An 11043-nucleotide genomic window follows, 5' to 3' on the forward strand; every position below is an offset into this window, starting at 1 on the left:
GTCCCCCCCGCGGTGCCGTCCGTCTTCCACAGCGCGACATCCTCGCTTTCGTATCGGAAGAAGAAGGCCACCGAGCCCGTGCTGGCGTTGGAAAAGAAAGCCTCTCCGAACAGCCCCTCCACATCCACCGGCGTGGTGCCCGCGTCGGTGCCGTCGCTCCTCCAGAGCCCGGACCTGTTCTGGGTGTTCCCGAAGAAGAGCGCGGCACCGCCCAACTCCACGATGTCCCCGTTGACGGAGGTGAAGGATTCGAGCGCCCGGGTGCCCCCTGGCGTTCCGTCACTCGTCCATAGCCCCCGGGTGTTCCACACGTAGAGCCTGCCTCCACAGGGAAGGGCCTCCCACGTTTCGGAGCCCGGCAGGTCCGTCAGCTTCACGGTCCCGGCCGCGGTGCCATCGCTCCTCCACAGCTCGGTGTGGCCCTCCTTGGGCAGGAGCAAGAACGCGGTGTTTCCGACGACTTCGAGGCTCGGCCACCAGCCGTCCACGGTGAACTGATGGAGGGCGACGGTGCCGGCCTCACTCCCATCGCTCTTCCACAGGGCATCCCCCCCGCCGCTGTCGGCGAGGAAGAACAGCGTGCTGCCCGCGGCCCTGAAGTTCCGCGGGTTGGAACCCTGAGGGCCCGGGTGGAGGTCCTTCACCCGCACCGTGCCCGCGCTCGTGCCGTCGCTCTTCCAGAGCTCCTTCCCGGAGTCGTCGAAGTGGGCGGAGAAGAAGAGTCCCGTGCCCACGCGGGTGAGCTCGTCAACCTCGTACGCGTCCGCCCAGCCGGGGAGCAGGGCCGACTTGAGCCGCACGGTGCCCGCCATCGTCCCGTCCGACTTCCACAGGGCCTCGCTGTCGGCATCGCCCTGTCGCGCCGTGAAGTACAGCGAGCCCCCCACTTCGACGAAGTTCGAGGTGAGGGAGGAGTCGGGCCCCGGCGCCAGGTCCATCACCAGGGAAGTGCCCGCCGGAGTCCCGTCCGTCTGCCACATCTCATCGCCCGTCATGGGCGTGGCCCCCAGGAAGTACACCTTGCCCCCGAAAGCAACCGGCTGACGGAGAGCGTCCGGCGCGTCTTGCTTTCCGGGGTGGATGTCCCTCAACAGCGCGGATTGGGCAAGCACCGGTACCGGGCTGGCGAGAGCGAGCGACAGCAGTGACCGGGCAATGACTTTCCAGCAATGCCTCACGTGTACCCCCTCGGACATGTGCACGACGGTCCGAGTCGAGCAGAGGCGAGGACCCGCACCAGCTGGGTCACTCCGGATTGTCATTGATTGGACAGTGCGTCAGCTCCAGGCGCGCACGTGGCGCAGGATGGCCGCGTTCACGTCCTGGGCGTGGGTGATGGGCCCCATGTGGCCCATGCCCGGAAACACCTGGAGCTCCGCACGGGACAGCACCTGGGCGAGCAGTTCGAGCACGCGCCGCTCGAAGGCCGGCGTCCGCTCCCCTCCGAGCAGCAGCGTCGGCGCGGCAATCGTTCCGTAGCGCTCGCGAGTCGTCCTGTCCGCGGACAGGGTGGCGACCTCCTGGTAGACCTTCCAGCCGACCTTGCGGAAGGCCTGCTGTGTCTCGGCGTTGAGCGCATCCCACGCGCCAGGGCCGTTCCAGCCCGAAACGAAGGCGGACAGCCAGGCCTCGCCGGTGCCCTCGAAGGTGGGCGGCAGTGCCGGCGCGCCATTCCAGTCATCCGCTTCGAGCACGCCGAAGGCCACCGGCTCGAAGACCGCCAGCGACTTCACCGAGGCAGGCCGCGCGAGGGCCAGCTGGAGGGCCAGGAAGCCCCCATAGGAGTGGCCGACGAGGTGGACCGGCTGTCCCACGCGGGCCATCAGGGCCTCCAGCGCGGTGAGGTCCTGTCGGAAGTGGAAGGGGGCTCCGACTGGCCACTGGCTGGACTCGCCGTAGCCGAGCAGGTCCGGGATGACGGTCCGATGGGTGGGCGCCAGGGCTTCTCCCAGGCGCCGCCACTGCCGTGCGGAGAAACCGCCGCTGTGGACGAGGACCACGGGCGGCCCGCTTCCCACGTCGCGGTAGGCCAGCGTCTGTCCATCCACCTCGAGGGCCTGCTGCGTGCCTTCCTTCGGGGTTGTCGTCATGCCGACTCGTCCACCTTCACCACGAGCTTGCCGAAGTTGCGGCCGTCGAGGAGCCCGATGAATGCCTCGGGCGCCCGGTCCAGCCCCTCCACGATGTCCTCGCGGTAGCGGACGCGCCCCTCTCGAATCCAGGCGCTCATGTCCCGGTAGAAGTCCGGAAGCTGGCTGACGAACTCCCGCTGGATGAAGCCTCGCAGCGTCAGGCTCTTGGAGAGCACGTCGCGCATGACGATGGGCAGCCGGTCCGGGCCCTCGAAGGGGCCGGTGCTGTTGTACTGGGCGATGAGGCCGCACACGGGGATGCGGGCGAACTCGTTGAAGAGCGGGAACACGGCGTCCCAGACCGCGCCGCCCACGTTCTCGAAGTACACGTCCACGCCCTTGGGGCAGGCCTCTTTCAGACGCTCGGCGAAGTCCGGTGCGCGGTGGTCCACGACGGCGTCGAAGCCGAGCGTGTCCCGGACATAGGCGCACTTCTCCGGGCCTCCCGCGATGCCCACCGCGCGGGCTCCCTTGATACGGGCGAGCTGGCCCACCGTGGCGCCCACCGGGCCGCTCGCCGCGGCGACGACGACCGTCTCTCCGGGCTGCGGACGGCCAATCGTCAGGAGGCCCGCGTACGCCGTGAAGCCGGGCATGCCGAGCACCCCCAGCGCCGTGGAGAGGGGCGCGGCCGCCGGGTCGAGCTTGCGCAGCCCCTCCCCCTTGGACAGCGCGTAGGACTGCCAGCCGGAATAGGAGAAGACGAAGTCACCTTCGGCGTAGTCCGGGTGACGGGAGCGGACCACCCGGGCGACCGTGCCGCCAACCATCACGGCCCCCAGCTCCACGGGTGGGGCATACGATTTGGCGGCGCTCATCCGGCCGCGCATATACGGGTCCAGGGACAGGTACAGGACCTTCAGCAGGAGCTCACCCTCTCGAGGCTCCGGCGCGGCAACGTCCTCGATGCGGAAGTCCGCTGGCGTGGGCCGGCCTTCAGGGCGGGACGCGAGCACGATTCGTCGGTTGGTCAGGCCACTCAATGCATTCCTCCCAGCAAGTGCGCCTTCCGTAATCGCCGCGCTGGGATGCGTCAAACCCTCTGTACCCTAGGAAGGCCGTCGGTGGACGATGGCTCGCTGCGCGTCACGGATGAGCAGCACGGAGGGCTCGTGGATTCCGGAGAACTCCGGATGTTAGCCGAGCGGACCTCGTGCACCAAGGGACCCGGTCGCTCGTATGTCGAGGGAGGCTCGTTCATGCAAAGCGGTTACACTGCGCGCCATGCATGCCTCCTGGAAGCGCAACACGGCCCTCTTCCTGGGAAGCCAGGCCCTTTCGCTGCTCGGCTCCTCCCTGGTGCAGTACGCGCTCCTGTGGCAGGTGACGCTGCAGACGCGCTCGAGCGTCATGATGACGCTCTACATCGTGGCCGGCTTCCTGCCCACGTTCCTCCTCTCGCCCTTCGCGGGCGTCTGGGCCGACCGGTACGAACGCCGCAAGCTCATCGTCCTGGCCGATGCGATGATCGCGCTGGTGACCCTGGCGCTGGCCGTGGTGTTCACGCTGCGCGGCACGGAGCTGTGGCTCTTCTTCCTGGCCGCGGCGGTCCGCTCCGTGGGCACGGCCATTCAGCAGCCGGCGGTGGGCGCGCTGCTGCCGCAGCTGGTGCCCGAGGACCAGCTGATGCGGGTCAACGGCATCCAGAGCACCCTTCTGTCGGTCAACATGCTGGGGGCGCCCGCGCTCGCCGGCTTCCTCATGTCCGTGGCCCCCCTGCCGGTGCTCTTCTACGTCGACGTGGTGACAGCGGCCCTGGCCATCGCCCTCCTGACCTTCTTCGTCCGGGTCGAGGCAAGCCCCCGCGCGCCGGCGCAGGCGGGGACCTCGCAGCTGGGGGAGATCCGCGACGGCTTCCGGTACATCCGCGGCCACTCGCACCTGGTGCCGTTCTTCGTCTACATGGGGGTCATCCTGGTGCTCATCACCCCGGCCGCGTTCCTCACGCCGCTGCAGACGGCGCGCAGCTTCGGCGGCGAGGTGTGGCGGCTGACGGCCATCGAGATGGTCTTCTCGGTGGGCATGATGTTGGGGGGCGCCGCGCTCGCCGTGCGGAGCAGCTCGGGCAACCGCATGCGGACGATGATTGCCTCCAACCTCATGATGGGCGCGTGCACCGTGGCCCTCGGCGTGGTGCCCCTCTTCTGGGTGTACCTGGCCATCATGGGCCTCTTCGGCGTGGCGCTGCCGTTCTACAACACGCCCGCCACGGTGATGCTCCAGGAGCGCGTGGAGCCGGCCTACCTGGGCCGTGTCTTCGGCGTGATGACCATGCTCTCCACAGCGCTGATGCCACTGTCCATGCTGCTCTTCGGCCCCCTGGCGGAGGCGGTCTCCATCGAGCGCATCCTGCAGGTCACCGGCGTGCTGGTGCTCCTCTTCGGACTGCTCGCGCCACTGCACCGCCGGCTGATGTCCTTCGGCGAGCCCAAGCGGACTTCCGGTGAGTCCCAGGACTCGGCCGGGCTGACGGTGTGAGGGGCGACACTCCGCCCCATCGGCGCGCCAACAGAACGCGGGCCCCGACGTTGTCCCCACCTGGGGCGCGAGGGAGTGGCACGCACCGTTACGACATCGTCGTCCACGCGCTGGACGTGGAGTCGCTCGAGATTCCTCCGGACGCGACCCCCGCGTTCCTGGGCTTCAACCTGCTCGGCCATACGCTGGGTAGGGCCATCCTCACGCCGACCTTCGAGCGCTGAGCCGAGCGCCCCCACCCGCCCACCAGGCATCGTCCGGTGCTGGCTGGCACCGGACGCGTTTGGTAGAGTGCTGCGCCCTTTCTCGTGCGGGCTCCTCCCTTCAAGGTCCACCATGGCCGTCCTGGCCTTCCTGCGTCGCGACTCCCTCCGCCCCCGGCCCTCTGCCGGGGGCTCCGTTTCATGGGCCCGAGTGCGCGGCTGGGCTCCGGCGCTCAGCGCCGCGGGCGTCCTGCTGCTCGTCTACCTGCGGACGCTGCTGCCGGGAGTGGGCTTCGCGGACACCGCGAAGTTCCAGTTCGTGGGCTGGGTCCTCGGCACGCCCCACGCGACGGGCTATCCCAACTATCTCGTCCTCAACCACCTCTTCCTGAAGGCGGTGCCGTTCGGCACCCTCGCGTGGCGTGCCAACCTCCTCTCGGCGGTCTTCGCCGTGGCGGCGGTCCTCGTCATGAGCCGGCTGCTGGTGGCGCTCGGCGTGCGCGCCGGCGTGGCCGCGCTGGTGGCCCTCGCGTTCGGGCTCACGCCCACACTCTGGAGCCAGGCCCTCGCCGCCGAGGTCTACACGCTCAACCTGCTCTTCGTCGCCGGCGTCACCCTCTTCTTCGTCCGCTGGCGGCAGACCGGAGCGCGGCGCTTCTTCTACGCGGCGTGTGGACTCTACGCCCTCTCCTTCGGCTGCCACCTCACCATGATCACCCTGCTGCCCGCCATCGTCGTCTGGGTATGGACGACGGAGCGGCGCGTCTTCTGGGACGTGCGTGCCGTCTGTGCCGTGCTGGGGCTCATCGTGCTCGGCGCCTCCCAGTACGCGTACATCTTCTGGCGGACGCACAGCCCGGACACGATCTACTCGGAGATGCGCGCGGGCAACCTCTCGGAGTTCTGGTGGTCCATCACCGGGGCCCAGTTCAAGTCCTTGATGTTCATGTTCACCCCGCGCCAGTTCCTCACCGAGCGGGTGCCGATGTACCTCGGCCTGCTGTGGAAGAATCTCTGGCCCTTCCTGCCCCTGGTGCCCGTGGGCCTGCTCACGCTCTGGCGCCAGCGGGGGCCGTGGAGCTTCCTGCTGCTTGGAGCACTGGGCAACGCCGCCTATGCCCTCAACTACGGCATCTGGGACATCTTCGTGTACTTCATCCCCGGCTACTTCTTCCTCACCGTGCTGGCGGGCGTGGGGCTGGAGTCGCTGCTGGACCGCTGGCGCTCCGCCCCTCGGTGGGCCGGAGTGGCCGTGGCCCTGCTCCCGGCGCTCGCGCTGGGCGCGGTGAACTTCCGCGAGGTGGACCAGAGCAAGGAGCGCCGGGCGGAGAACTTCCTCCACGACACGCTGAAGGTGGTGGGCACGGACGCCCTCATCGTCACCCGGATGTACGACGAGTCGGAGACCCTCTGGTACGCGCTGTTCGGAGAGGGGCTGGGCGAGGCGCGGCGCATCCTGCTGCTGTACGACCACCCCCGCATGGAGGACGTGGCGGCCTACGTCCGCGACGGCGCGCCGCTGTCCGCGCACGTCCGCCCGGTGCCGCCCGGCACGCGCGTGTTCACCATCGACGCGGACAAGGCGGAGGAGCTGCGGGGACTGGGACTCCAGACCGCGGTGCGCGGCGAGCGGATATGGGAGGTGCTCCCGCCCGCCCCCTGAGCACGGGAGCCGCGCCCGTGCCCCGGGGGCCTTCGCGACTCAGCCGGTGCGGCTCACTGCAAGTAGAAGTGGTAGTTGGCGCCGTAGTTGTTGTCGTAGCGCACGCAGGAGCTGCGGTCCGTGTTGCGGAACCACATCTCCAGGTGGCGGGCGCCGGCCGGAGCGACAATGGGCGTCGCCACGGAATAGCCAGAGCCGGTGACGACCGTCTCCTGGATGGGGCCGTTGTCGAAGCGGTACAGCGCGGAAATCACCCAGGCCGGGCCGTTGTACGTCGCGCGGCACTCGGGCAGGCGGTTCACGTCGTAGTTGATGATGAACTGCTGGCCGGCGCGCAGCGTGCCCGTCACCACCTCGTCCCAGTTCGAGTTGAACGAGAGGGCCGGCCCGCCGATGGCGAAGTGGTAGTTGCTGCCGTAGTTGGAGTCCCAGGCCTGCTGGCAGCCCGGGCCCGAGATGTCGAACCACATCACTAGGGCGCCGCTCACGCCCGCGGGGAGATGCAGGGTGCGCTGGTTCTGGTTGTCCGGCGAGAGGCCGGCCACCCAGAAGCTCACCACCGGGCCGCGGTTCACCTGGACGTAGCCGTTGATGGTCCAGGTCGGGCTGCCCGAGGAGGTGGTGCCCCGGCACTGCGGCAGGCGGCTGATGTCATAGTTGACGACCACCTGGCCGCCCGCGGGGATGACCTCCACCGACGGCGTCTCGTTCCAGTTGCCATCGAAGGTGATGGCGACGGGGGTGGTGGTCTGCGCCGCGGCGGTGGAGGCCGCGAGCAGCAGCGGAAGGAGGGAGGGAAGGAATCGACGAACCACGATGCGCTCCTTTCGAGCGGAAGAGGGACCGACGGCGCTAACCCAGTCCCGCGCATCAGGTCTATCGGGCGTCCTGCCGTGACGGGCACTCACTTCGGGGGGATGGCGGCGAGGATGAACCGGGGCAGCAGCTCCTCCCGGAACTTCCGCCAGATGGCCACGTGGTTGTAGTTGCCGGCGGTGAACATCACGACGAGGTCGAGCTCGGGGACGACCATCACCAGCTGGCCGCCGTTTCCACTGGCTTCGTACTCCGAGTACACGCGGTCACCGACGCGGAGTTCATGGCGCCACCATGTGTAGCCATACGTGCGTCCGGGCTCCATCGTCGCGTGGTTCGCCGTGGAACGCTCGACCCAGCGCTGGCTCACCACGCGTCTGCCATTCCAGGTTCCGCCGGAGAGATGGAGCTGCCCCAGCTTGAGCGCGTCGCGCGGGCGCATGTAGATGCCGCCTCCCAGGTACTGCTCTCCATCGGGCATCAGGTCGATGTGGTAGCCGCGCATCTGGAGGGGCGTGGCGAGGTTCTTCTCGAAGAACTCCGGAATCCACATGCGGGTGGCATTGCGCAGGACGCCGCCCACCAGGTTGATGTTCGCCGAGCAGTACACGGCCTTCTCGCCGGGCTCGCGCACCATCGGAAGGTCCAGCGTGTACTTGTACCAGTCGGGCACGCTGTCCTCGAGCCGCTCCTCGTTTCCGGGCGAGTCCGGGTCCTCGTCGTCGCAGGCCAGCCCCGTCGCCATGGTCATCAGGTGCGCGACGGTGAGCTTGCGCTTGCGCGCGTCCAGGTTGGCGATCTTCCCCTTGTACTCGGGGAACAGTGAAACCACCGGCGTGTCCACGGTGAAGGGCGCCCCCTGGTCCAGCGCGATGCCTATCAGCACGGAGGCGTAGGACTTCGCCGCGGAGCGCAGGTCATGCGGGCGCTCCTTGTCGAAGCCGCGGAAGTACTCCTCGACCACCAGCTTGCCGTGACGCGCGATGAGCAGGCCCTGGATGGCGGGCGCCGACTCCGGGCCGGGCTCCTGGTCGAGGATGCCCTGCACGAGCTGACGGATGGGCTGGACGTCCATGCCGACGTCGGCGAGCGAGGCCGTCGTCCAGCCATCCTCCTCGGCGATGGGCTTCTGGTAGACGTAGGGGCCTGGAGCGGGCGTGCGGGGATGGAGCCCGACGGCTTGATTCCGGTCCCTGCGCGTGAAGTCGAAGGTCATGTCCAGGGACGGCAGGAACAGCGACAGCCGACCGGCTCGCGCGTCGAACGTGCCCTCCAGTTGGACGTTCCCCGAGGTGGACGTAAGGCGGATGGCGCTCCCCTGGATGCCGACGCGGAACAGCAGTCTGTTGCCGAAGTTCCGCTCGGGGTTTCGGATGAAGGCACTCACGGTGCCATCCGGCTGCTTCCGGAACACGAGGTACAGCGAGAACCGGTCTTCCAGGGGCGCCACGTCCCCGCGCCACACGCCCTCCTGGAGCGCACGCAACCGCACCGGCGTGGCGAAGGTCATGCCGCTCATGAGCACGCGCGGCTGAATCCAGTGGCCGGCGATGCGCCGGCCGTCCTCCGCCAGCGTCGCCCGCAGCTCGCCCTGGCCTCCAGGGAGGACGACGGAGACCTTCCTGCCGTCCACGCGGGCCGGGACGTCGAAGCCCGAGATGCGCGCCCGCCAGGCGCCCTCGCCACGCACCAGGGTCAGCTCTCCCCTCACCTGTGGCCCGAGGACGCGCTCGCTGCCCCAGACTCCCACCAGTTGCTCCGCGGGCTCGGGTTGCACGGGTGTCGCGCCGACGAGCCAGGGAACCAGCGCCAGGAAGGTACAGATGACTCGGGTAGTCGGGTTGCAGGTGTGATTCATCGTGGGCGCGAAGCTACCCCACCGCGAGGAGCCATGTGGCGCTCGCGTGGCTCAGTCGTCGAGCGCGCCCGCGAGGACCCAGGAGCGCACCCGCACGAGGAGGTCCGGGTGCTGGTCGAAGTACGTCGGGTTGTTGCGCGGCATCCGGCTGCCGCAGGCCGTGCCCTCCAGCTTGCGGACCAGCACCGAGTCGCCGGGCTTGCTCGCGCTCACCCGCGAGAGGGTGTTGCACTCGGCCACATTCGCCCGGGCGCCCACCAGGCTGGTGTAGCTGCTGGCCGACAGGTTGAGGCCGCCGCTCCTCGGGTGGCAGCGCGTGCAGCCCGCGTCGCGCCACACGGGTTGGATGTCCGTGCCGTAGCGCGGCACCGTCACGGGGATGGTCACGCTGCGGACCACGGGAGCACTCCGCCCATCCGTGACGCTGACCTTCAGGGTGAAGGAGGTCCGCGTCCCGATGGCCGGCGAGTACCACTGGGCGCTGCTGCCGGTGCGCGAGCCCACCCATGTGCCCTTCGCCGAGGGCGCCTGCTGCGTCCACGCGTAGGTGAGTGTGTCGCCATCCGGGTCGCTCGCGGTGATGGAGAAGGTGCCGGTGGCGCCCGCCAGCAGCGAGTCCGGTCCGTCGAGGGTCGCGGCCACGATGGGAGGCCGGTTCCCCGCCTGAGCGGTGAGACCCGTGAGGCAGACACCGAGAAGCACGAGCGATGCGAGATACCTCGGCAACCGAGGGAACATGACGCCATCCTTCACGACGAAAAGGTTCACGGCGTCTCCCGCCATCAGGCCATGGGCGTACAGGATAGGCACCGACACGCGACGTCAGGCAAGCGGGCCAGACACCGCGCGCCACCTTGTGGCCGCTCACGGTTCCGGATGAAAGTGGGCGCCCCACCCCTGACCGGGAGTACCGATGCCCGTCGTGGAATCCCGCATCGACACCGTGACGCTCTACCAGCAGGGCGCGCGAGTGACGCGGCTGCTGACACTGGAGTGTCCCGGGGGCCGCGCGCCCGGGGAACTCGAAATCCCCCGGCTGCCGCTGGCGCTGTTCGACCCCACCGTGCGCGTGCGGGTGCTCTCCCCCCTCGGCGACGGCGCGGACCTCACGGCCACGAACGTTCGCGTGGGCCTGTGGCTTCCGCCGCGCGAGACGCCCCTGGAGACGGTGGACCAGGCCGCGCTGCGCACGCTGCGGCAGCAGGCGCGGACGGTGGAGAGCCACATCCGCCAGCGCCAGTGGGAGCTGAACGTCTTCTCCAACATCACCGTGCCCCCGCGCCCGAAGCCCGAGGAGGGCAAGCCCCCACCGGCCTCGCCCCTGGGCGCGCGCATGGCGCTGGAACAGTTCACCCACGACGGGGCGCAGGCCCGGCTCTCGGAGATGCGCGCCCTCAACGAGCAGCTCCGCAAGCTGCGCGAGGACATCGCCGTCCTCGAGCAGAAGCTGGCCCAGGCCTCCACCGCCCGGCAGGTGACAGCCAGGGACCTCTACAAGTCCGTGCACGTGCAGCTCCGCCACACGGGGGCCGCGCTCTCCCGCACGAGCCTCTCCGTGGAGTACTTCGTCCCCGGCGCGCGCTGGGCGCCCAGCTACCAGTGCCGCCTGACGCGGGACTGCAGGCAGGTGGAGCTGGTGATGCGAGCCCTCATCGGCCAGCACTCCGGCGAGGACTGGAGCGGCGTGAAGCTGGTGCTCTCCACCGCCGCCCCGCTGAGCTGGACGGAGCTGCCGGAGCTGTCCTCCATCCGCATCGGCCGTGCACAGCCTCCGCCTCCCGCGCGCGCGGGCTTCCGGCCACCGCCGCAGGGCGCCGCCTCGCTCTTCTCCGACTTCGACCGGGAGAGGCAGGCGCTGCTGCGCGGGCTGCCCACACCCCCACCCTTCCCCGT

The 11043-nt window shown here is 69.4% G+C and carries 10 protein-coding genes; 4 read left to right on the forward strand and 6 right to left on the reverse strand.

Translation table 11 applies throughout. The annotated features are described in order from the left end of the window. The 3 genes from HG543_RS45990 to curA all read right to left on the reverse strand — a co-directional run. A partial coding sequence (locus HG543_RS45990; RefSeq protein ID WP_343073603.1) for an ELWxxDGT repeat protein occupies window positions 1–995 on the reverse strand: 995 nt, incomplete at its 3' end. 282 nt (window positions 996–1277) lie between these two features. After that, entirely contained in the window at window positions 1278–2090 is an 813-nt protein-coding gene (locus HG543_RS45995; protein ID WP_169351318.1) for an alpha/beta fold hydrolase, read from the reverse strand. Further along, window positions 2087–3115, reverse strand: a complete 1029-nt coding sequence (curA, locus tag HG543_RS46000; protein ID WP_169351319.1) for an NADPH-dependent curcumin/dihydrocurcumin reductase — start codon at window positions 3113–3115, stop codon at window positions 2087–2089. Before curA ends, HG543_RS45995 begins: the two co-directional genes overlap by 4 nt. A 241-nt stretch (window positions 3116–3356) precedes the next feature. On the opposite strand from curA, the gene HG543_RS46005 reads away from it, so the two are divergent. The 3 genes from HG543_RS46005 (at window position 3357) to HG543_RS46015 (ending at window position 6476) form a co-directional block, all read left to right on the forward strand. After that, window positions 3357–4610 carry an MFS transporter gene (locus HG543_RS46005; protein ID WP_246357774.1) on the forward strand — a complete coding sequence of 418 codons (1254 nt, stop codon included), beginning with the start codon at window positions 3357–3359 and terminating at the stop codon, window positions 4608–4610. 50 nt (window positions 4611–4660) lie between these two features. Continuing rightward, window positions 4661–4834 (forward strand): YbhB/YbcL family Raf kinase inhibitor-like protein, encoded by a 174-nt coding sequence (locus HG543_RS46010; protein WP_211194618.1) that lies wholly within the window; start codon window positions 4661–4663, stop codon window positions 4832–4834. 190 nt (window positions 4835–5024) lie between these two features. Then, window positions 5025–6476 carry a protein O-mannosyl-transferase family gene (locus tag HG543_RS46015; RefSeq protein WP_169351322.1) on the forward strand — a complete coding sequence of 484 codons (1452 nt, stop codon included), beginning with the start codon at window positions 5025–5027 and terminating at the stop codon, window positions 6474–6476. 53 nt (window positions 6477–6529) lie between these two features. Here HG543_RS46015 and HG543_RS46020 read toward each other — a convergent pair whose 3' ends face one another. The 3 genes from HG543_RS46020 to HG543_RS46030 all read right to left on the reverse strand — a co-directional run bounded on the left by HG543_RS46020 (window position 6530) and on the right by HG543_RS46030 (window position 9933). Continuing rightward, the gene (locus tag HG543_RS46020) at window positions 6530–7291 is read right to left on the reverse strand and encodes a DUF6209 family protein (protein WP_169351323.1); all 762 of its coding nucleotides are present in this window, start codon (window positions 7289–7291) and stop codon (window positions 6530–6532) included. 89 nt (window positions 7292–7380) lie between these two features. Continuing rightward, a complete protein-coding gene (locus HG543_RS46025) occupies window positions 7381–9150 on the reverse strand; it encodes a serine hydrolase domain-containing protein (RefSeq protein WP_169351324.1) in 1770 nt (589 codons plus the stop codon). Between the two features lie 51 nt (window positions 9151–9201). Continuing rightward, window positions 9202–9933 carry an Ig-like domain-containing protein gene (locus HG543_RS46030; RefSeq protein ID WP_371876544.1) on the reverse strand — a complete coding sequence of 244 codons (732 nt, stop codon included), beginning with the start codon at window positions 9931–9933 and terminating at the stop codon, window positions 9202–9204. Window positions 9934–10063: 130 nt separating this feature from the next. Here HG543_RS46030 and HG543_RS46035 point away from each other — a divergent pair. Then, window positions 10064–11043 (forward strand): mucoidy inhibitor MuiA family protein (locus HG543_RS46035; protein ID WP_169351326.1); only part of this gene is annotated, 980 nt, incomplete at its 3' end.

Origin of the sequence: Pyxidicoccus fallax (genome assembly GCF_012933655.1) — a bacterium.
GTDB lineage: Bacteria > Myxococcota > Myxococcia > Myxococcales > Myxococcaceae > Myxococcus > Myxococcus fallax.

Bases quoted from the DNA above. Each gene is read 5' to 3' on its own strand.
- HG543_RS45995 (WP_169351318.1), bottom strand. From the start codon at position 2,090: ATGACGACAACCCCGAAGGAAGGCACGCAGCAGGCCCTCGAGGTGGAT.
- HG543_RS46005 (WP_246357774.1), top strand. From the start codon at position 3,357: ATGCATGCCTCCTGGAAGCGCAACACGGCCCTCTTCCTGGGAAGCCAG.
- HG543_RS46025 (WP_169351324.1), bottom strand. From the start codon at position 9,150: ATGAATCACACCTGCAACCCGACTACCCGAGTCATCTGTACCTTCCTG.
- HG543_RS46030 (WP_371876544.1), bottom strand. From the start codon at position 9,933: ATGGCGGGAGACGCCGTGAACCTTTTCGTCGTGAAGGATGGCGTCATG.